Origin of the sequence: Westiellopsis prolifica IICB1, from assembly GCF_004323185.1 — a bacterium.
GTDB lineage: Bacteria > Cyanobacteriota > Cyanobacteriia > Cyanobacteriales > Nostocaceae > Pelatocladus > Pelatocladus prolificus_A.
This window is the reverse complement of record NZ_NAPS01000002.1, coordinates 535649-557563: the sequence shown is the minus strand read 5'-3', so window position 1 is coordinate 557563 and position 21915 is coordinate 535649. Positions and strand designations below refer to the sequence as shown.

The 21915-nt window shown below is 39.3% G+C and carries 15 protein-coding genes; 5 read left to right on the top strand and 10 right to left on the bottom strand.

Features of this window, described 5'->3' with window-relative positions:
• Window position 1: 1 nt before the first annotated feature.
• The 5 genes from B4U84_RS16665 to B4U84_RS16645 all read right to left on the bottom strand — a co-directional run bounded on the left by B4U84_RS16665 (window position 2) and on the right by B4U84_RS16645 (window position 4775).
• Window positions 2–1156, bottom strand: a complete 1155-nt coding sequence (locus tag B4U84_RS16665; RefSeq protein WP_131119557.1) for a vWA domain-containing protein — start codon at window positions 1154–1156, stop codon at window positions 2–4.
• Window positions 1157–1403: 247 nt separating this feature from the next.
• On the bottom strand, window positions 1404–1646 hold the full coding sequence (locus B4U84_RS16660) for a hypothetical protein (RefSeq protein WP_044449994.1): 243 nt from the start codon (window positions 1644–1646) through the stop codon (window positions 1404–1406).
• 47 nt (window positions 1647–1693) lie between these two features.
• On the bottom strand, window positions 1694–2536 hold the full coding sequence (locus B4U84_RS16655; RefSeq protein WP_131119555.1) for a hypothetical protein: 843 nt from the start codon (window positions 2534–2536) through the stop codon (window positions 1694–1696).
• A 104-nt stretch (window positions 2537–2640) separates the two neighbouring features.
• Window positions 2641–3417 carry an RNA polymerase sigma factor SigF gene (locus tag B4U84_RS16650; protein ID WP_017310216.1) on the bottom strand — a complete coding sequence of 259 codons (777 nt, stop codon included), beginning with the start codon at window positions 3415–3417 and terminating at the stop codon, window positions 2641–2643.
• 524 nt (window positions 3418–3941) lie between these two features.
• Window positions 3942–4775 carry a photosystem II manganese-stabilizing polypeptide gene (locus tag B4U84_RS16645; RefSeq protein WP_017310215.1) on the bottom strand — a complete coding sequence of 278 codons (834 nt, stop codon included), beginning with the start codon at window positions 4773–4775 and terminating at the stop codon, window positions 3942–3944.
• A 783-nt stretch (window positions 4776–5558) separates the two neighbouring features.
• Here B4U84_RS16645 and B4U84_RS16640 point away from each other — a divergent pair.
• Complete coding sequence (locus B4U84_RS16640) at window positions 5559–5882, top strand: hypothetical protein (RefSeq protein WP_131119553.1); 324 nt, start codon at window positions 5559–5561, stop codon at window positions 5880–5882.
• 68 nt (window positions 5883–5950) lie between these two features.
• Here B4U84_RS16640 and B4U84_RS16635 read toward each other — a convergent pair whose 3' ends face one another.
• Window positions 5951–11002 carry a WD40 domain-containing protein gene (locus B4U84_RS16635; protein ID WP_131119551.1) on the bottom strand — a complete coding sequence of 1684 codons (5052 nt, stop codon included), beginning with the start codon at window positions 11000–11002 and terminating at the stop codon, window positions 5951–5953.
• 35 nt (window positions 11003–11037) lie between these two features.
• Entirely contained in the window at window positions 11038–12384 is a 1347-nt protein-coding gene (locus B4U84_RS16630; RefSeq protein WP_131119549.1) for an ATP-binding protein, read from the bottom strand.
• 841 nt (window positions 12385–13225) lie between these two features.
• Here B4U84_RS16630 and B4U84_RS16625 point away from each other — a divergent pair.
• The 3 genes from B4U84_RS16625 (at window position 13226) to ftsZ (ending at window position 16520) form a co-directional block, all read left to right on the top strand.
• Window positions 13226–14089, top strand: coding sequence for a cell division protein FtsQ/DivIB (locus B4U84_RS16625; protein ID WP_131119547.1), 864 nt, complete (start codon window positions 13226–13228; stop codon window positions 14087–14089).
• 794 nt (window positions 14090–14883) lie between these two features.
• On the top strand, window positions 14884–15171 hold the full coding sequence (locus tag B4U84_RS16615) for a hypothetical protein (protein ID WP_017310209.1): 288 nt from the start codon (window positions 14884–14886) through the stop codon (window positions 15169–15171).
• Between the two features lie 56 nt (window positions 15172–15227).
• Complete coding sequence (gene ftsZ, locus B4U84_RS16610) at window positions 15228–16520, top strand: cell division protein FtsZ (RefSeq protein WP_131119545.1); 1293 nt, start codon at window positions 15228–15230, stop codon at window positions 16518–16520.
• A 466-nt stretch (window positions 16521–16986) separates the two neighbouring features.
• Here ftsZ and gshB read toward each other — a convergent pair whose 3' ends face one another.
• Both gshB and grxC read right to left on the bottom strand, forming a co-directional pair.
• Complete coding sequence (gene gshB / locus B4U84_RS16605; protein WP_207390964.1) at window positions 16987–17955, bottom strand: glutathione synthase; 969 nt, start codon at window positions 17953–17955, stop codon at window positions 16987–16989.
• Window positions 17956–18144: 189 nt separating this feature from the next.
• A complete protein-coding gene (gene grxC, locus B4U84_RS16600) occupies window positions 18145–18417 on the bottom strand; it encodes a glutaredoxin 3 (protein WP_131119541.1) in 273 nt (90 codons plus the stop codon).
• A gap of 549 nt (window positions 18418–18966) precedes the next feature.
• Between grxC and B4U84_RS16595 the strand changes: the two genes are divergently transcribed.
• Entirely contained in the window at window positions 18967–20445 is a 1479-nt protein-coding gene (locus tag B4U84_RS16595) for a CoA-acylating methylmalonate-semialdehyde dehydrogenase (RefSeq protein WP_131119540.1), read from the top strand.
• A 69-nt stretch (window positions 20446–20514) separates the two neighbouring features.
• Here the strand turns inward: B4U84_RS16595 and B4U84_RS16590 are convergent, their stop codons facing one another.
• On the bottom strand, window positions 20515–21840 hold the full coding sequence (locus B4U84_RS16590; protein WP_242677655.1) for an Eco57I restriction-modification methylase domain-containing protein: 1326 nt from the start codon (window positions 21838–21840) through the stop codon (window positions 20515–20517).
• Window positions 21841–21915 lie beyond the last annotated feature (75 nt).

Sequence of the window (21915 nt, the reverse complement as noted above, 5' to 3'; positions counted from 1 at the left end):
GCTATTTGTTGATTTTAATTACTATTTCGTATTCACGGTTACGAGCATCAGGACAATTCATTCGGAATCGAGAATTAGATATCAGAGTGCGTGATTTGATTTCGTGACCATTTAAATAAATGGGTGCATAATTTGTAGGTATGAGATAAAGTTTTTCACCTTTACGTTCTAAATATCCTCTTACTTCTGCTCCTGGACAATCAATGGAATCCACACAGCTAGGATCATATTCACCAATAGCAATGCGTTTATGATTTGGTAATCGACATTTTTGATCTTCCGGTTGTTCTGTGATTTCAAAATCTACGATTAATTCCCATTTTTTTTGAAGCTTGTACAATTTCATTATTCCCAAAATAAATCCGGTAAATATTAATAATGAAATTAAGCCAGGTAGCCAAAGTTGGTTAAATAAATAAGAATTTACGAGACAAGTTTCTCGACCTCCTGGTACTGGTGTACAAAGTTCTTGTACTGTCGGGGGAATATCTATTATAGTAAGTGTGTATTCTTTGTTATTTTGAGTCTTAATCGAGAGCGATCGCTCCTTTAAAGGTAATGTCTGAATCCAAGCTTGTCGTTGTTGACTCTCTGGAGAATTTTCTATCCGAAAAGGACTCTCAGCAGGAGTTTCATTCCAAATATCTGAACTAATACCTGGTTTTGTAAGTAAAGGTGCATCGGTAAGCCAAACCACAGATTGCGGTTTGATTGGTTGATTTTTATGTAAACGATTTTGATTGAGTTGTGCTACACCCTGATAAATATTTAATTCAGCTTGTTGAATATCTGTTCCGTAATGATTTGGATCAGATGCAAAAGGAATTTTCTCTAAAATTCGATCAATATTTTCTTGATTTTTGTTAAAAATATGTATAGATGTTCCTAATGGATTTACACCTGTTCGTCTATCTGATAAAATAATATCTCTGGCAAAAGGAACAATATAAACTGAGTCACCAGGTTGTAAGCTATCTTCTACTATCTGACGTAAGCGTGTGCGCCCTTCATCATTGAATCCGACACTTTCTGTCAGATCTATTGCAAATACTACATCCCTTCCTCCATATCCAGGTATGCGAGGAATTATTTCTAGTAATATTTTTTGAAAATAACTAAGTGATTGCTTCCCTGGAATAACTATTTCGCTTGTCACGAACTACAAGAGCCTTATTATAAATAAAATAGTATATTAATTAATTCAACGTATAACATGACACTACTAAAATTATAGCTACGATCAAGTCAAGTTTTGTTAAAATCATACTTATTTGTAAAATATTGTGAATTTTGTGTGCAATTGAAGTATTGTTGCAACCTCAAAACTAATCAAGTTTTCCAACACAAAAAAATTGGGTAGATAAACTTTACCCAAAATTGCGATGGTTTGAATTTGATTCAATTCACATATAGCGATCGCGATAATAAGCCAAAATTTGTTCGACTCTTTGCTGACTAACACAATCAAAGTCGGGAGAAACTGAAATCCACAAACCAGCAATTTGGCTTTGGTTGTAATCAAACTGTGGGGAAGATTGGGGAATAAATTCTACTTCCACTCCTTCTACTTGCCGTAGATGAGCCGCTACCTCGCGATAAACTGCCAGAGGTAAACCAGTAAATTCTACTTTTTCTTTTGTCTTCATCTTTTTTAACTAGTTCCGACACAAGCCCCACACTCTACTTTACCGTGTCAGGTAGGTAGTCCACCAGTGGTGGCTGTTGTCGCTGTTGTTGGGCTGGTAGCAGGTGCTTCACCAACCATTTTGCTAACTTCAATACCATATTGTTCCAAAATGATGATCGGTTCCGAACCTTCGTTCATTTCAATACGTTTGATTAAAACTCCGTTTGCTAATCGCTGTCCTGCCTGTACGTAGCGGCTAGTTGGTTCATTTGGTACTTTGATAATAGCTTGAAGTTGATTACCAAGCATGACCACACCACTCACAAAAACAGCCTTGGCTAAATCTGGTTGTGGTGGTGGTGGTAATACAGATGCTAAACGTTGGTCGGGAACAACCGGGGGTATGACTTTAGGTAAGACAGGAGTTAATTTTGGCAGATTTTTGCTGGAAACTGCTTTATTGATATTGTTTTTTGATTTATTTAATTTGGCATTTAACACTACACTGCTTTTTTGCGGTGTTCTTGTCGCTATTAATTTACCTCTAGTGTTGGTAATTGGTAAAGGCAGTAATCTGGGAACAGGCCGCATTCCCATAGTAGAATCCGCCACTCCTAGAGGAGATTGTCCAACAATTTGAGCAAACGGGTCATTACGTCCTTTTGAGACAATATTTATCCGTGCTTTTGCATTTGTGGGTTGAATCAAGCTAGCAGAAGCAGAAGTCAGTGAAGTTGCTTGCGGAGGAACTACAGGGTTATTGAATGATTGTGCTGGTGGTTTTTGCGTTTTTGCTGGTGTATTAGGCGGTGGTATTGGATTACTAGATTGTTGTTCACCTTCAGAAGCACAGGAGGCGATCGCTAAAACAAAAATGGCTGCAACTAATATTTTGAAATTTATACCCATCAGCCCCTCTCTCTCACCAGAAAATTTGTGTGTATCAAATTCAACATGCTTATATATAAAAGCTCATGTGAAATCTGATACCGTTATAACTCAACTTTTGGCATTTAATCTTCTGCAACACTCATTGATTGTTTCAACAAATCCAGCCCTTTTTTAACTCTGCGAGAAACAGTGACAACACTAATACCTAGCTGCTCTGCTACTTGTTTTTGTGTTAAATCGTGTAAAAACACAAATTCCAAGACTTCACGGGTACGTTTTTCGAGCTGAAACAGCGCTTGTTGCAAGCGAATTTGATCTTCTTGTGCTAGCTGAAAACTACGATAGCGATGATCAACAACCAACTCTCCCAAGCAAGTAGCTCCTTCTTCTCCATCCTGGACTGGTACATCTAAGCTTAAAGGAGCGCGATTTATCCATGCTAATTTAATTTCCTGCCATTCCTGGGTAGAAATTTCCAGTGCTGTGGCTAATTCTGCATCGGTTGGTTGGCGATTGTATTTCTCTTGCAAAGAACGCGAAACTCCTATAGCCTGCTGTTGCAGTGCTAGGTAGCGTCGGGGAATTCGTACGGTCACACCTTTATCTCGCAGATAATGTTGAATTTCCCCCCGAATGTAGGGAATGGCAAAAGAACTGAAAGCATGACCTTTAGAAATTTCAAATCTTTCAATTGCTCGAATTAAACCTAGACAGCCTACCTGGAGTAAATCTTCATAACTTTCATGGCACTGGTTTATCCAATAGTGAGCTTCTTTTCTCACTAGTCCAAAATTGAGTTTTACCAGTTGATTGCGAACATTTGCCGAACGAGATTGCTGATATTCTCGTAGCAGCTGTAAGATTTCATGTTTCAGTTCATTGGTGAGTGTGGTTGGCATAGATAGCACCGTTTTGTTTCTCTTGACAAACAAACAGTTAAATATTCACTGCTAAACCAAGCTCCAATTGTGCATGTCATGCATTTAAAGATTTCAATCAAAATACAAACAGGTCAACTAACCCCCATAGCGGACACAAAGAATTCTGATAGAAGTGTCTGCTATTAGGAGTATGACAATGGAGACTGGATTTAAATCAGTAGAAAAGAGTAATTATTTAGTCAACTTTGGTATGACCAATAGTTTTTGAAAATACATACAAAGGATATAAAAATTTTTACTTTAATTGAAACCGAGATTGTACTTAACTTAAGTAATTAAAGACAGATATGACGTATATATAAAAACTAATATTCAAGAAATACCAATTAGAGCAAGAAAAATTTTTCCCAAAAAATACTTAAACAGAATCACCCTTATGATTTAGTGTCATAAGGGTGATTAGGGATTAGCTATTGCGATCGCTACAAAGAGCATAACAATAGCTATCTTGAGTTTTACTCAGGTTTTCTACCGAAAATCATTTAGCTACGAGCTTGTTCCAAGCGAGCATAGAAGATACCACGAACTTTCACATCCTTAGGTTCACCAGCACCTAAATCAGTGTCAGAGGGTTGGTCACTCTCAAAAGTACCCGCAATTTCACCAGTAGAACTATCTACTTTGGCTACAGAGAGGGAGATTTTACCGTTAAGAACATCAGCACGCTTAACATTAGCGCGAAGAAGCTCTTCATCATCAGACTGAGCTGGGAGAGCCACAGCATTATCATAACCACTGGCGACACCACGACCTTTAGGATCTAAGAAGGTAGCACCACGATAAGAAGGAACTCTAAAAGCACCTTCAAAATCTGTTGAGGTATTAATGCTGGTCATACCAGGTTGTGACTGAGCGACTAAACCTTTGATGGTAAACAAGAAAGGTACTCTCTCACCTCCAGCTAATTGCACGGTGGTAGCTTGGAAGTCAAAGCCATCTTTTTCCACAAAGGTCAGGCTACCATCAGAATTAATCTTTAGGTCGCCTTCGATTTGATCCAACGAATAGGTCTTGCGAGTTACTAATTTCCCTGGAACAAATTCGGCTTTTTGACGCTTATTCGCAGGTTCTTCTCTGACAAAGAAATTGGTTGGTTCTAAGCAAAGTTCTTTTATGACGTAGGATTGGCTAGCATCAATGGGAATAGAACCACGACTTGTTTCTGTGAGTTGGGGACACTTGTTAGCCAGACCAGTTCCTTTAATTTGATCGTAGGTAAGTAAATCTGTACTACCAGCAGTCGGACCCTCACTACAAGCAGTTAGTAACCCCAAGCACAAAGCTAAGAGTGCAACAATTACAGCGCGAAACCTCATGGTCAACCTCAATGTCAAAAATTGATATCTTAAGTTGTAAAACTGCAACTGACCCGAATTTTTACTTGTTGAGCCTGAAGCTTAAAACATCAGACTAACCAAGACACAGTATCCATAAGGACAAGCATCTTAAGGACGAGTAAAAACAAGCAGTTCCATTTTTGGCGGCATTTGGTTAAAGTTAGGGTGTGTTTATGGATGAGTACACCCCGATACACAGTAACTTGAGCAGATTCGTCGAAAGAAGATACTGTTTTGACTTTTAGACGTCTTTGTCAAGTTGTAAACGACTGTAACACGGTTGCTACAACTTGTTTGGGTGATCACCCACTGTCCGTGAGTCTGCCAGTATTTTTACTTTCGCGGTATCGCCTTTGTCGTTTTGTGATATATGTGCCGCCACTACATACAGCCCATATTTTTATGGGGGATCATCAGCCAGATCATACGATTTTTTTTAACTCAAAATCAAAGCGATCTCACATTTACCATGTATTTATCAAAAATGCTGAGATCGTATTTAGCTACCTAATGGCTGTACTGAGTATCTCTACGGTAACTTATAGTTCAGATCAACACACTTTGCATAAGCTGATCAAGAGTTAAAAGCAGATTTTCTTTAGTTTTCCGTCAACACGTCTTTTAGCAAACAATGAAAGTAAAATATCTTCGTTTTGATTGACTGAGGCTAAAGCCTCTACGCATTCATCCGACTCCTTCTAGGAGTGGGCTTTCTGCTTTTATTGCTGTAAATTTGAGTTGATCTAGTTTATAGAAGCTGGCATGAATCAAAGCAGAATTTTTGAGTCAGAGAAATTATCTTGTAAGTTACAAGACATAGTTAGCGATGTACATGATGCAGTAGCATTTTGTCAAGGAGATAGTATCGCTCTTTTGGCTTTATTAAGACTGTTGGAAAAATTACACCGAGAGATTCGAGATGGAGCTTTTCAGAATAATTTGCCTAATAATCGTCAAGCACTGTATTCATTACTGAAAGATATCGAGTCAGAGGGTGGTTGGCCTTATATTGAACGGATGAGACTGCAACAATTTTTAGCAAATTTGCCATCAGAGGCTACTTCTGGAGAGGAAATGAAGATGTGAGGGGAGTGTGGGGGACACGGGGGACAAAACAATTAGAAATACCCTGTGGGAACATGAAGGGCGACTAATTACTGACTTTTGACACCATAACAGAGGGAGCGATCGCGTTGATCAACGTTGCGATTGTAGCGAAGATAATTACTTACCCAATGACAACCATGCACCAGTAAGTCATTCATATCTAAATTCCATAAGATGATGGTGTTGTCATCACCAGCAGATGCTAATGTTTGACTATCGGGACTAAAACTAACACTCAATACCGGAGCATGATGCCCATTGAGAGTTTTAATCAATTTGCCATCATGACTCCAAATTTTCACTGTGCTATCCCAGCCAGCAGCAGCAAGAATCTCGCCGTTGGGGCTAAAAGTTACAGAGTTAACACTATCACTGTAGCCCTTTAACAAAGTTTTCAATAATGTGCCGTCAGAACGCCATAACCTTACGGTATTATCCCAGCTAGCAGAAGCTAGTAAATGATCAGTAGGACTAAAACTTACACCCAAAACCCAACTATCATGAGGTGAAAAAGTTTTCAACAAAGTACCGTTTCGTCGCCAAAGTTTTACCGTTTGGTCATCACTGGCGGAAGCAAGAATTTGACCATTCGGGCTAAAACTGACGCTGTTTACCCAACCCTGATGTCCTAATAAAGTTTTAACTAACTGACCTTTACGATTCCAAAGCTTCACGCTTTGATCTTTACTCGCTGATGCTAATAACTCTCCGTCTGGGCTGAAACTAACACTCATGACACTATCGCTATGTCCTGTTAGGGTCTTGATGAGATGACCATCTAACCCCCAAAGTTTCACCGTTCTGTCATAACTTCCTGAAGCTAACATCTGACCTTGTGGGTCAAAATTGACACTAGGAACCCTATCAGTGTGTTCCACCAGAGTTTTAGATAAGTGAGCTTTACCGCTCTTGAGTTCACGTTGCCAGAGTTTAACAGTGTGATCCTTACTACCAGAAGCTAACATTTTGCCATCACGACTCCAAGTCACACTCAAAACTCGGTCTGTATGACCTTGAAGGACAGGTAGTCTCAAGGCGTTTAGACTCCATAGTCTTACTGTTTTGTCATAACTAGCCGATGCCAATAGCCTATGATCAGGACTGAAAGCTACACTAACAACACCATCACTGTGTCCTTTGAAAGTTCTGTCAGGTTGATTTTCCAACTCGCCTTTTTCATTGATTTTCCATAGGTATACAGTGTTGTCATCACCAGCACAAGCTAGCTGTTGACCGTCAGAACTAAAGTTGAGATTCCAAACAGTAGTGTTGTGTTGTTGTAAAGTTTTATAAAGATGAAAATCATAAATATCTTTATCACTTTTATCCGAACGTCGCCAAAGCTTGATAGTTTTATCTCGACCTGATGTTGCTAGTATTTGACCGTTAGGGCTAAAAGCCAGGGTTGTCACTCCCTCTTGATGCGTTAACAAAGTTTTCAGTAGTTTACCGTCGCGTCTCCAGATTTTGACTGTTTTGTCGTCACTAGCTGAGGCGAGAAATTGAGCATCAGGACTAAAGCTGACCGAATTCACCCAACCTTGATGTCCCCGGAGTGTTTTGATTAATTTTCCATCCTGACGCCATAATTTAACATTTGTGTCTTTACCACCTGTAGCTAATAGTTTGCCATCTGGGCTGAAATTAACGCTGAAAATCCAATCTCTATGTCCTTGGAGAGTTTTTTCGGGTTGGGTAAAAAATTCTCCTGTGATTGGATGACGACGCCAAAGTTTAACTGTTTTGTCGCGACTAGCAGAGGCGAGAGTTTGACCATCAGGACTAAAGCTCAGACCAGTGATTGCATCGCTATGATCATTCAGAGTTTGGATTAACGCACCGTTAGGATGCCATAATTTGATTGTGCGATCGCGGCTACCTGATGCCAATAATTTGCCATCAGGGCTGAATGCAATACCCCAAACAATATCATTGTGTGCTTCTAGCCGATTGACTTCGGTGACTCCGTATACTGCCTGCTGTAATGCTGTTACTACCCGCATCCTGGTATCTGGTTGTACTCCATTTGCTTGCTTGAATTGCTGCCATGCCCGTAAACTTTCTAGAAGAGCATCAAATTCTTTATTAGAGACAAATAAAGCTTCTGAGGAAGCAGTGATTGCACTAATTTTCAAGTTAGTCTCACTACGTTCTGCCCGCATTGTTTCACGAATAGCTGCTCTTTTTTGTAAGTCAGCTTGCCACCATAACCCTGCGATTGTTGTTGACATGATTGCCAATAATACACCTGCGATACGTGCCTCTCGCAATCGTCTTTGTAAAACTAAATTCAGTTTTTCTTGACTAACTTTTTGAGCTACTTCAGCTTTGGTTTTTTCAAATCTGACTTTGGCAAGTTCTGCAACTATGCCATAGTTATTTTTTTGACGAATTGGTTCTACTAAGTAATCATGAACTAATTGATAGCGATCGCCTGATTCTTCCCGAACTCGCAATACTAAACCATTACCCACCAATATGTCTAAAATCATTTCTATATTAGTGATGGGGTGGTTAAGATTTCGGGATGGGGTGATGGTTTTACTCGCCCCTTGCTCTCCCCATTTCCTTATTTCTCCATCTCTTTCTTTGATCAGCGCCGCTACTAAATCAGCTTTGGTTTTAATCGGTCGTGTACCTTTTTCATCACTTAATTCAAACAATAATTTCCAACTTAACTGTTCATTTTCCTGACCACAATCTTTGATTACTTCTTCTAACCAACGCTGTACTAATTTTTTAGAGCCACCACAACGCTTATACTCTTCAATAGTAATTATATTTTCTGTTTGTAGTTGGGCGCAAACTATTTGTAATTCAATTGGATTTACTTCTTCAATATCTCCTGCTAAATCATTTACTATTTGGTTGATTAACTCATGGCTTAATTCATAATAAGAACGTTGATTGAGACTTTGAATAACAGCAATTGCATCTTTCTTAGAAAATTTTCCTAAGTAGTAACGAATATCTTTATCCAGAATATTTTTATTAATTACATCTAAATCATAACCATGAGCATTATTTTGATTACATAAACGTTCTAATTCCAATAAATAGTGTAAATAATCTTCTCGCAAGGATAAAATAATTTTTACAAAAGCAATATTTAAACATTCACTAAAAAACTGGTAAAATTCGGTTCTAATCAAAACATTTTTATTAACAAAGAAAAACTCTTCAAACTGGTCAAACACCAAGATAATCGTATACTTACGATCAGTTAAAAACTTTAACTTCTCGATCAAAAGATTGTGAGAAAAGTCACTATGAGTAGTGATTTCTGTTTGAGCAAGCGCCTGGTTTAAACTATGTCCTAAACTTGTTTGCCAATCTGTATAAACAGATAAAATAATCTGTAAAGGATTACGTTCTCCGATAATTGTTTGTTTTAAAGCTGGTATTAAACCAGCTTTGAGAATTGAACTTTTACCAACACCACTAGGACCATGAATAACTGTGAGTTTACAGTCTGCACGGGTAATTCTTTCAATTAAGCGATTAATATCTTGCTGTCTTCCAGAAGCGGCTATTTCTTGGGCAATTTCTTCGGGAAAGTTTGTGTTTGTTTGTGAGTGTAAGGCTGAATTAATTCTGTAACGTTGTGGCTGTAGTTGACTAGCGCCAATGAAAGCACGAAAGCCGTACTGATGCTCAATTTGAATTTTTTCTTGCTTGAGATTAAATGCCTCTAAGTAGTCATGGCCTTCAACAAAATATAGCGATCGCAATTCATCCACTATTTCTAAGTACAGCGATGGCTCATACTGTGGTTCACAAACAATTTTCGCCCACTCTAGATTATTGACTGCTTCTTCCCACTCTCCCATCTGTCGCTGTGTCCGACCTAGTAACAGCAGATGAGAACTTTCTTGTTGACGAGAAACTTCTGGTGCTTCCTCAGCAATAGAAAGTGCAGAATTAGCTAATTCATGGGCTGCTGTCCAATTTGACTCAGAAGCAGCTACAGCAGCTAAAAAACCATAGTCTTGTGCGACTTGCACTTCATCACCATAGACTCGATGCAATTCTAGAGACTTGAGAGCTAATGCTTGTAAATCTTGCCAAGCTTGTAAACGTTGCAACATTTCGCAAGCTGGCAAAATGAATTTAGCTACTAAATCTTGTCTGTGTGCTTTTTCTAGAACTCCTAGACATTTTCTAAACCACAACAGTGCATCTTGCCAATATCTTCTGTTGAGCGCAGGACGTAATTCAGCCATCCGACGATAGCACAGTCCTTGGTGAAAGAGGACAACGGCTTGTCTGAGTAGTGAGCGTGTAGAAGACATGGAGAACTTATCCGTGTTCTCTTCCTGTTCCCAAAGCTCTAAACTGTGCTGAAAATAATTTAAAGCTTCTTCAATTTCATCATTAGCATAGCGATCGCGTCCCAAGACAAATTCGAGACTTGCTGTTAATTCTGGTTCTAATTTGACGCCATAACGTGTTTCCAAATCATGACGTGCTGACTCTATTTCATAACGTTGCTGAGATTTAGGATCTAAATCAAGAGCAGCATTAGATAAAAACTGTTCTGCGCCTGCTGCTAAAATGTTGGCAAATAAAGATTCTGTCTGTTGCTTAATTAAAGCAATCAGATCTTCTTTTGCCATTTCAAATTTGATTGTAGTTGCTGCCCAACTCTTAAAATCAGGTGCTAATCTCGATAGCAATGTTGCGACTTCGTCTGTAAGCCACAAGATTACGGGAAAAGGAAAACTATCACCATAGATATCTCGTGCTTGGTTGATACCAATTAATAAGTTTTCCAAAGCACTGACTTTTTCTAGACCGAAAACCATCACAGCAGATGGTAAACAATCTGTAACCACAGCAGGATTATCCAAAAATAATTCTGAAATGATAATGGTATGTAGAGCAGTAGATGAGGTCGAAAGAAAAACTTCTCGTAAGTAAATATTTTGAGTTAAAGAACGGAGGTTCTCTAACATTTGTTCGCATAGTTGACTGTAATTACATCGCACTAAAATTAGAGCAAATTGACCTTTGGAAAGTGCGATCGCCCGGATCAACCTTTGCACAGAACGCTGATTTTCGCTCGCGTTATCAGTAGCTGTGAATTTCCACTCTGTCATCCGATTTTAGATTTTAGAAAACTTCAGAATTATAGTTATGAGTTGTGAATAAGCCTATTTTGTTGCCAAGTGCGGATTTTTTCTGTTTCTGCTAATGCTGGACTGATACCAAACCAGCGTCCTGTAGTATCACGGTATTCAAAGATAAACATACTGCGTAGCAATGTCTGGTAATCAGATTCGCCTTTGACACTTTGTTGATTAACTACTTCTAATAGCAATTCCCAGACTTGTTCATCAATTGCTAATAGCAAGTCATCACGATAATCTTTGATTACTGCTTCTAAACAATCCTGAGAAAAAGGTGGATCTTGCCGTTGCAAACAACTGTATAACAGACCTAGCAGATTACGAATATGACCACCACTGATCCGACATAGTCGATCTAAAGTTTGAGGATGATCAAATAACTCTGTGATTAAGCTTAACCTTGCATTCCAGGAAATTTCAGGAAAAGCCCTTGTTAGTACTAGTTGGCGTAACAGAGAAATTCCTGGTTCGTAGTCACTACCATCTCTTTGGCGTACTAGTACCATTGGTAACACCTTCGGAGCGATACCACCCCCAAGACGGTTTTTGAGTGTTTCGTACTCATTAGAAAAAATTAATGCCAGGGGGATAGTATAGACCATATGGCACTTGAGTCGGCGTAACTGTTCACCTCGGTCAATGAAAAGATATTCTGGTAGCGATCGCCCTGAAGCTAAGGAGCGCATATCGACTCGATCTAAGTTATCGACAATCACTACCAATCCTTTTTGACCACGCTGCTTTAGGTGTTGAACAGCTTTGTCTAGCAATTCTTCGTTGATTGCTTGCAAAATACTATTGGTGCGTGGTTCCAAGTACTGTCGCAGTTGATTGCGTAGTTGCGGACTGTCTTTGGTTTTAGCGCTAATTTTTGCAATCCCTAAAGACAATTCTGCTTCTGCTGATAATTCTATCGGGGTCTGTAAAAAATCCCCAATTTCTCGAAACAGATTGGCAAAATAACCTGATTTCTCTTTGATGTTAATTGCTTCTAAACTAGTGCTGACTTGACGAGCTATACTCAGCAAAATATCGCTGACATCAATATCGGCCATGTCTAAGTCTTGACTGGATTCAAAATAGACCACATGGAACCCTGTCTGTTCTAGTTCTGTCTTTAAGCGCTGTAATTCTGTTGATTTACCGCAACCAATATGACCTGTAAATAATTGACAAGTTGGGTCATCTGGAGAAATACGGACTATTGTGCGTTGCAGTTCTTCCACAATTTTGCAACCACGCACATCAGAAAAGTCTATGTAGTATTGTCGATCTGATGCATCACCCATTACCAGGGTTTTACTAGGATTACAGGCTTGATAAAAGCGTTGCAAATTTAGTGATGTTTTCATGTAGATGCAGATTTATTTTGAGTATAAAAAGTATAAATTAATTACCTTACTATCAAAGTATGCATGAGACTTACTTCTGCATTTTTTGTCAACAGTAAGTCAGTAGCATGGTAAGAATTTTATCATCCCTGATTAGTGGGTTGTATCTTGTCTTTTTTACACCTGTTGTTGAGATTTTGACAACCTCTAATTTTAATCGTAGATAAGATAATGTCAATCATCATAAGACTTTAAGGGTGAAATTTACTAGATTTACAATTGCATGATTTGTATTTTATATAACATTGAATCCAAGTAGTTAAAAAATGTATCAAGCAATTTTAGTATCAAAACAGTAATTATTATGACTATTTTTTTGCAAAATCACGGTATTTTTATTTTTCGCAACAATTTAGAAAACATGCCATTTTTATTGTCATAGATTATACTATCGACTATTTTAGTAGGAGTTTTGAGCAGAGAATTATCTCTGAAGAATGCAAAATCAGAGTATAATTTCGTTTTTGCTGATGACTCTGTTCTGGAGGTATGATGCATTCACTAAAGTATCTATTTGTCAATATTTTTTGTATATTCTTTAATTAACATGATGACTAATCATTCCGAGCAGAGTACAAGCCCCTAACCCCCAAATGGGGGGAATAGGGGCTGGGGGTCATCCGCTAACAGGATTTTGGATTTTAGATTACTTTCCATTGAAGGCGCATTTTGTGCGTCTATGGATTTTGTCAAATCTTAATTTTGTTGCTGTACAGTGTTGAAAAGGCAGCTTTGACTACAATTATTGAATGTTACAGATGTGCAACTAACGACTTGGATTAAGAGTGTGGAAGAGGTTTGAATGGCTAGCATAGTATCAATTTCCCGCACAATCCTAGCAGGACGCCGTAAAAAGTTACGTAGAAAGCGGCTGATCAAATTTATTCAAGCGATTTGGCGAACTCTGGCCGTAACTAGTTTGGCGGGTGGTTTGCTTTGGATAGCAATTCAACCAAATTGGGTTCTCAAAACTCCTAAAGATGTTGTGATTACAGGAAATCAATTACTTTCGGATCAAGAAGTTCAGTCTTTACTGGTATTGTCTTATCCTCAATCTTTGTGGAAGATTGAACCATCTCGGATTGCTCGTTCTCTACAGCAACAACCAAGTATTGCTCAAGCAACTGTGAGTCGTCGCCTGTTTCCTCCTGGTTTGGTAGTCCAAATTCAGGAAAGAACACCAATCGCTCTCGCTCAAAGGCGTCGAGAACAAGCCAATAGTAAAAATGCTAATACAAAAGCAACCATGGGATTACTAGATGCTTATGGCGTATGGATACCTTTAAAAAATTTCACTTCCCTCAACTCTAGAGTTAAGCTGCCAACTTTAAAAGTTATCGGATCACCAGAACAATATCGTCCTTATTGGAGTTCTCTTTATGAAGCGATCAGCCAAACTTCCTTAAAAGTGACGGAAATAGATTGGCAAGACCCAACAAACTTAATTATAAAAACAGAATTAGGTTTGGTACATCTCGGTACACCAAGTCCCCAGTTACCAGAACAAATAAAGGTACTTGCCCAAATTCGCCATCTCCCTTCGCAACTGAATCCCAATGAAATAGAGTACATCGATCTGAAAAATCCAGAACATTTATTAGTACAAATGAACCACAAAAACAGTAAACCAATTTCCAAATCGACCAAAAAAAATCTACGTGTTTGATGTTAGAAGATTCTTAGGCTATAAAGAAGTTTTATGTTGAATAATATGTTTATTGTTGAGTTGGGTTTACCGAGTCACCTATGTCAAAATCGGCGTTAACTTCGTAATTACAACTGGAGGATTAGTTGCAAAACCTCTCTTTAGACAGTAAAAGCTCTTATTGTTATTTAATTAACATCTAATGACGGGTAGAAGATGTTAGGTTCTTTACTTATAGCATCTTACCTAAAAGCAATTTTTCACTACCCAATCTTCAGTTTAGCATAATACTTGCTATATTGAAGTTCTCTTTACTACCTGCCAACTCATGTAGGTAAACAGTTGCTTTTAAATACTTGTCGAGAGTTGCCTGTCTGATAGATGTTTTAATTGAGGTAAGTAAAACAGTAAATCAATAAGATGTTTCAAAACCTCAGTAAAACACTACAAACATAATTTTTCTGTCACCTCTATTTGGAGCATAGGTAAATAAAATATTAAGACATTAAATTTGTCTAAAGTTGCAATTATCCCTAATGGTGAATCCAATTCAACATATCATCAACCGAGAACTGACGTATCATGACTAGTCTTTGCAAGTAATACAATTAGCACAGTATTTTACGTGCAGAAATTCGATTCTTCAATACAATTGTATAATTAAAGACCACAAAACTATGCGATTTTTGAACTTTGAACTATCTATTTTTGCCTTTCAGCAATGTTTTAATAGTTTTATGCCTAATATTTTATACCAAAAATCTGGGTTATTTTAATGAGAAAAGAAAAAAAATACACTTCTGACTGTAAAATTAATGACCAATATAAAGCAATGGCAGCAAAAGAAAAAGGTGATTGGGGCTACCAAAGGTATACCGAACCAAATCGGTAAAAAAGCAGTGAATATATTAATGTCTGGTGGAAGTGATACAGGTCATTTTCAGGTAAATAGTAGGTATACTTCTCTAGAATTAACTGTGCAAACAGGCGCCTTGATGACTTACCCCATAACAAATGTTTCTACCTCTAATCCTGAAAGGGTTGGAAGTGGGGAGAACAAGAAAAAACAATGTCATATTGTTGATGGCAGCGTCAAACTATAGTTGACTCTTAGGTGAATAACACCTTAAAAAGCCGTTTATCTACCTTTGTGAATCCAATGACACTTGATAATAACCAAGGACTTACCTATAAAAACTCCCAATCTCCAGGACAGTCTGCTTTTTCACTGGCTGTGAATTCCACAAATCCGTTTAATCATTCAGGGTTGAGCTTTGGGCAAAATAATGACACTAAAAAAATTGAGCGTGAAGATACTCGAATCGGCGACATTGTTCCCGGTCGAGTTGCCAACATTAAAGTGATCGGTGTAGGTGGCGGTGGAAGCAATGCTGTTAACCGCATGATTGCATCAGATGTCAGTGGCGTAGAGTTTTGGTCTATCAACACGGATGCTCAAGCTCTGACTTTGGCAGCAGCTCCGAGCAGACTACAAATAGGACAGAAGCTGACACGGGGGTTGGGAGCAGGTGGTAATCCTGCTATTGGTCAAAAAGCTGCTGAGGAATCACGAGATGAGATTGCTACGGCTTTAGACGGTGCGGATTTAGTATTTATTACCGCTGGTATGGGTGGTGGAACTGGTACAGGTGCAGCACCAATTGTGGCAGAAGTCGCCAAAGAAATGGGCGCTCTTACCGTTGGTGTAGTTACACGTCCCTTTATCTTTGAGGGGCGTCGCCGAATCAGCCAATCAGAGCAAGGGATCGAAGGGCTAAAAAGTAGGGTAGATACATTGATTATCATCCCTAATAACAAGCTCCTGGAAGTGATCCCCGAACAAACACCGATGCAAGAAGCTTTTCGCTATGCAGATGATGTGTTGCGCCAAGGGGTACAAGGCATTTCCGATATTATTACGATTCCTGGTTTGATCAATGTTGACTTTGCAGATGTGCGAGCAGTAATGGCAGATGCAGGATCAGCATTAATGGGGATCGGTATTGGTTCTGGAAAATCTAGAGCCAGAGAAGCTGCGATCGCAGCGATTTCTTCCCCATTACTCGAATGTTCGATTGAGGGAGCTAGGGGTGTTGTCTTTAACATCACTGGTGGTAGCGATCTCACATTACACGAGGTGAATGCTGCTGCTGAAACAATTTATGAAGTGGTTGATCCCAATGCCAATATTATTTTTGGAGCGGTGATTGATGACAGACTCCAAGGTGAAGTCAGACTTACCGTGATTGCAACTGGATTTACAGGTGAGGCCCCAACTGCACAACAGCCAACCGTTACCCAAGGGCGAGTAGTACAACCCCAACCACAAAGAAGACCAATGCAACAACCTCCTGCGCCTAATCCACCAACCCCAACTCCAGAACCAAAAGAAAAAGGAACCATATTGGATATTCCTGATTTTCTGCGGAAGCGGACACCACCACGCAATTAAAAGATTAACTGTTGGCTTGCCGGCTGCTCATTTCTAATTTTGCGAGTTAATAACAGGAGTTAAGATCAGCAATTTAGTTACCATTTTTGGTCTAGCCAATCAGTATCTAAACTCATCTACCTATCCCATAGACTGAAATTAGCTTAGGCTAGAGTCAGATTGTTTGAAATCATCAGTGTGTTTGGTAAAAAGCGAAGCGATCGCCTTTGTTATGGTTATTGATTTAGTTGTCTTAATAATGTCTTGGGTCGAGATAAGTATTGTTAATAGTGGACTGATTTTGCTTTTGTCGTCTTTCAGCACAAAGCTATTTTTTAACTGTTCGGTCTAAATTTCACTACCGGATGCCACTGTAACTGTTTATGTTATTTGTAATTTATTGTTTTGGTTTCCAGGGTGCAAGAAAAATTACAGATGAATCATGAATTATGAAGGTTGAAAAATTTCATAATTCATCATCAATAATTTATAAATTTTTTGTCTGCTCAACCCATTTCATCACCAGATGACCAAGGCGAATACCCTCTAGTCGATCAATTTCACGTATTCCTGTAGGACTGGTGACATTAACTTCTGTCAAGTAGCCACCAATGACATCGATCCCAACAAATACTAAGCCGTCTTGACGTAGGGTTTCGGCAACTTCGGAGCAAATTTCGTGTTCTTTTGGGGTAATTTCGGTTTTGGCAACTGTACCACCAGCGGCCATGTTATTGCGAAATTCTCCACTAGCAGAAAGGCGATTAACTGCTCCAATCGGTTTCCCATCGAGAAGGATGATCCGTTTATCTCCCTGTTTCGCCTCTGAGATAAAATTTTGTACCATGACAGGTACTCCACCCCGAAAAGTACTGAGTTCGATAATCGAGTTGAGGTTGCGATCGCCTGGTTGTAAAATTAAAATTCCCTCACCAGCTTTATTACCTAATGGTTTGAGAACTGCTGTACCTTTTGCTTCTACAAAATCTCGGATAATCTGCTTATCAGCGGTAACAATAGTCTCTGGTATTACTTTGGTAAACTGAAGAGCGTACATTTTTTCATTTGCCGCTCGGATACCACTAGGACTATTGATTACCATGGTTTTGTTTTGGTCAATGTAGTCCAAAATGTAGGTGGCATAGAGGTATGAAACTGTCACTGGTGGATCGGTTCGCATGAATACAGCATCCATTGTTTCCAAAGACATGCAGATGCGATCGCCTAAAGTGTACCAAGGATTCGCTGCTACCCAGCGTTCCTCCACCAGTTCAATAGGTACAAGTTCTACCCGTTCCAAAATAGCCCAAGCTTTACCTGCTACTACACTCAATAAATTCGCTTGGGTAATCCAGACTTCATGTCCCATGACATGTGCTGCTTCCATTAGGGCGACGCTTGTGTCATGACAAGGGTCAAGGGTCTGGATGGGATCAATAATAAAAGCCAATTTCACGCTTTCTGCCTCAATTGCCAGCAAATTTCACGGTCATTCGATTTTAGATTTTGGAGTGGCTCTAGAGATCTTTGTGCTTGCTCTGTACCATCAAAGAAGTATCGGTGATTTAATTTAAATTATCCCCTGATGGTTAAACAAGTTTTGCGACGACCGCTCGCCAATCAAAATACCATCAAACTCCTTCATCTAGACGGTATTGGCAGAAGCTAATAAATTATCTAGCTGATCTCTAGCGTCTAAAGCGTATATGTCATCACAACCACCAACATGAACATTATTGATGAAAATTTGTGGTAACGAGCGTCTTCCATTTGCTCTTTGAGCCATTTTCTCCCGTGCTGCTTCATCTCCATCAATGCTGTACTCGGTGAAGTTCACCCCCTTTTTCTTCAGCAAGCTTTTAGCGCGGATGCAAAATGGGCAAGTCCTCCAAGTGTAAATTTCTACTTTCGCAGCCATAATATCCTCAATTTTATTTAATATTTCTTAAATTTTAGAATTTTATTCCTGGCTGTGGGTGCTTTATCCTGTTTTTCTTAAATTTTAAGCAAACCTTTCATTTATCATACTCATTTTTTAAGTGAGAATATAGTACTTTTTATACATTTGCAGCGATTTTCATATAAGGGCATTTGCTGATGAGAATGTTACTAAAAAATAATAACAAACTCATGCAAATGCTTATTTCATAAAACTTATATGAATTGCACCTAGTTGCGTAACAAATCGATAATATTAAATTTATAATACCTATAACCTCAGAAATTGCACTGATTAAAAATTAGAAGAATCAAAAAAGATTTCAGTATTTGCCGCACAACGACTGAGGTGTTATAGATCCCCGACTTCTTCAAGAAGTCGGGGATCTGAACAAATTCTACTAATGCTTTACAAAAAATCCGTAAATCCTACCAAGAGCAGCTGTATGCTTCATCTTTAGCAAAAACAGTTAAAGACTAAGATATTTATATTCTTATATTTTGATCTTAGGAAATAAATATCTACGTAATGGCAACAATTATTACATTACCTAACTATATCAATGGTCAATGGTGTGCATCTAATGCTACAGAATTTTTAGATGTAATTAACCCAGCGACGACGGAAATATTGGCGAAAGTGCCTCTGTCAACTGCATCTGAGGTCAATCAAGCTACGGAAGCAGCTGCCACAGCTTTTGTTACATGGCGACGGACTCCACCGACAGAACGGGTACAGTATTTATTTAAACTGAAAAATTTATTAGAAGAAAACTTTGAAGATTTAGCCCGTACAATTACTCAAGAATGCGGTAAAACTTTAGCTGAGTCGAAGGGTGAGATGCGCCGCGCCATTGAAAATGTCGAAATCGCTTGCGGTATTCCGATGATGATGCAGGGGACAAATCTGGAAGACATCGCGCGGGGAATTGATGAGATGATGATTCGCCAACCACTGGGAGTATGTGCGGTGATTGGGCCGTTCAACTTTCCAGGAATGATACCATTTTGGTTTATGCCCTATGCGATCGCCTGCGGTAATACCTATATTGTCAAGCCTTCGGAAAAAGTGCCACTGACAATGCAAAAAATCTTCCAGTTACTGGACAAAACAGGCTTTCCCAAAGGCGTGATCAATCTCGTGAATGGGACGAAACAAGCTGTAGATGCTATTCTAGATCATCCGCAAATTCGGGCAATAAGTTTTGTTGGTTCCACACCTGTAGCAAAATATATTTATAGTCGAGCCGCAGCAAACGGTAAGCGTGTCCAGTGCCAAGGTGGTGCGAAGAATCCGATTATTGTCCTACCGGATGCAGATATGGAAATGACCAGGCGGATTACTGCGGATAGCGCCTTTGGTTGTGCAGGACAACGTTGTTTAGCAGCTTCAATCGCTGTTACTGTGGGGGAAGCACGGCAAACTTTTACAGAAGCGATCGCAGAAACTGCCAAAAAGCGAGTGGTAGGTAATGGTTTAGAACCAGGGGTAGAGATGGGGCCAGTGATTTCTGCCCAAAGTAAAGACAGAATTGAGAGCTTAATTCAAAAAGGTGCAGACAGTGGCGCGACGTTGTTAGTAGATGGACGCCAACCAGACATTTTTGGACATGAACAAGGTTACTTTGTGCGTCCCACAATTTTGCAAAATGTCGATCCGGCGAGTGAAATTGCCAAAACCGAAATTTTCGGGCCAGTACTGAGTTTAATCCATGTAAACAATATTGATGAAGCGATCGCTTTCGTCAACAGTGGTCAGTATGGCAATATGGCTTGTTTGTTTACCACCAGTGGCGCAGCAGCACGGAAGTTTCGCTATGAAGCAGAAGCAGGTAATATCGGTATCAACATCGGAGTCGCCGCACCTATGGCATTTTTCCCCTTTAGCGGCTGGAAAGACAGCTTTTTTGGTGATTTACACGGTCAAGGTAATCACGCAGTTGAGTTTTTTACGCAAACGAAAGTAGTCGTGGAACGCTGGCCTAGTGAATGGTCACGTCAGTTTTGATTGGGGATAGGGGATCGGGGATCAGGGATTGGGGTTCGGGGATTGGGGTTCGGGGATCGCAGGGTGATTTCATACAACCGGATAAATCACCACAATTTCTGCATCGCCAGTCATGGGTGCAAAGGTGCGATAAGCTTCTAATGCATCCTGTTTGACTTGTTCTGAAACAATGGGAAATGTGCTGAGAATGTAAGTAAATTCTTCTTCGGTTAAGCCGTAGAGGTGCGCTACGATTCCATCAAGTTCGGCGCGGAGTTTGGCGCGATCTGTTTCATCGGTAACGCCACATTGTAGAGACGTTAAATTTAACGTCTCTTGCGCCAGTTCGTCAAATTCTGGGGTGGTGCAGATGAGTTTAGCGGCGCGTTCTACGATGTCCGTGAAGTGGCGATCGGTTTGTGTTAGACGTGGTATTGGTAGTTGGTAAACATAGAACATATTGCAATGCGCCGTAACTTTCTGGCGAATTACAAAATCACAAGCAAAGCTATTTAGTACAGCGCAGACAGACAATAATTCCTGCTGATTGCTGAATGGTTCTGAGACAATTAGTGTGTTACCTGCAAAAAGATTAGGCGGGATAATTCCCGAAATCATTGTCCTTTCATTAGTGCTTGATGCTACGTCCCTAAACCCTAAACGATAATTTTGATAATCTAACTTCTGACCATTATCATTTCCATTCCTTCCCAATATTGCTTTCCTACCTTCCTGTTCATCTACCCAATATCTTGGTTCCGCAAATTGATGCGTAAACTGATGAATCATCTTACCTTCATAAAGCGGTATCCTTCCTTTCCCAGGCTGTTGCTTAAATAAATGACTATCATTAGTCATGTCAAATTCACGAGTTAACCGCAGATTCCATTTACCATCAATCTTTTCCCCTAACAAAGGAAACCTCAGCATTTTCTCAGCAATGCGGACATCTATTTCATTCTTAAACTCCATCACCGAAAGTGAATCAGGCGAGAGTTTCCGCACCATATCAAAACTTATCCGCAAACTTTCTTGACTCGGAAATCTTTCCAACTCCTGTACATCAAGTCGCATAAAAGCCGATGGAAACTCAGTTGTTTTACCACCTTTAGCAAAGGTAAGAACGACTATTTTGAAACTACGATGAACACCTTCAAAAACTTCTTTACGATTCTCCAAACAAAATAATCCAGTTACCTTTGTTTGGCTAAACAGCATTTCTCGCAGTTGCTTAGTTCCTAAATCAGTGTAGATTCCACTAGGAATGACAATTCCACATTCCCCACCATCTCGCAGCAAATGAAAGCAGCGTTCGACAAATAATTTATAAAGATTAATATCTGTACCAGCTTTTTTACCATTAACAATAGAAATCTGATTTTTATAATCTTCAGACGAACGATAATAAGCACTCACATAAGGATATTGACTCTGATATTCTAACCAAGCTGCTGCAATTTCCGGTTTTTGTAAGTAGGTGGGCGTGAAAAT

What these genes read in the sequence shown, in the direction of transcription:
- B4U84_RS16660 (WP_044449994.1), bottom strand. Translation starts at nt 1,646, where the DNA reads ATGAAGACAAAAGAAAAAGTAGAATTTACTGGTTTACCTCTGGCAGTT.
- B4U84_RS16655 (WP_131119555.1), bottom strand. Translation starts at nt 2,536, where the DNA reads ATGGGTATAAATTTCAAAATATTAGTTGCAGCCATTTTTGTTTTAGCG.
- B4U84_RS16650 (WP_017310216.1), bottom strand. Translation starts at nt 3,417, where the DNA reads ATGCCAACCACACTCACCAATGAACTGAAACATGAAATCTTACAGCTG.
- B4U84_RS16645 (WP_017310215.1), bottom strand. Translation starts at nt 4,775, where the DNA reads ATGAGGTTTCGCGCTGTAATTGTTGCACTCTTAGCTTTGTGCTTGGGG.
- B4U84_RS16640 (WP_131119553.1), top strand. Translation starts at nt 5,559, where the DNA reads ATGAATCAAAGCAGAATTTTTGAGTCAGAGAAATTATCTTGTAAGTTA.
- B4U84_RS16635 (WP_131119551.1), bottom strand. Translation starts at nt 11,002, where the DNA reads ATGACAGAGTGGAAATTCACAGCTACTGATAACGCGAGCGAAAATCAG.
- B4U84_RS16630 (WP_131119549.1), bottom strand. Translation starts at nt 12,384, where the DNA reads ATGAAAACATCACTAAATTTGCAACGCTTTTATCAAGCCTGTAATCCT.
- B4U84_RS16625 (WP_131119547.1), top strand. Translation starts at nt 13,226, where the DNA reads ATGGCTAGCATAGTATCAATTTCCCGCACAATCCTAGCAGGACGCCGT.
- B4U84_RS16615 (WP_017310209.1), top strand. Translation starts at nt 14,884, where the DNA reads ATGACCAATATAAAGCAATGGCAGCAAAAGAAAAAGGTGATTGGGGCT.
- ftsZ (WP_131119545.1), top strand. Translation starts at nt 15,228, where the DNA reads ATGACACTTGATAATAACCAAGGACTTACCTATAAAAACTCCCAATCT.
- grxC (WP_131119541.1), bottom strand. Translation starts at nt 18,417, where the DNA reads ATGGCTGCGAAAGTAGAAATTTACACTTGGAGGACTTGCCCATTTTGC.
- B4U84_RS16595 (WP_131119540.1), top strand. Translation starts at nt 18,967, where the DNA reads ATGGCAACAATTATTACATTACCTAACTATATCAATGGTCAATGGTGT.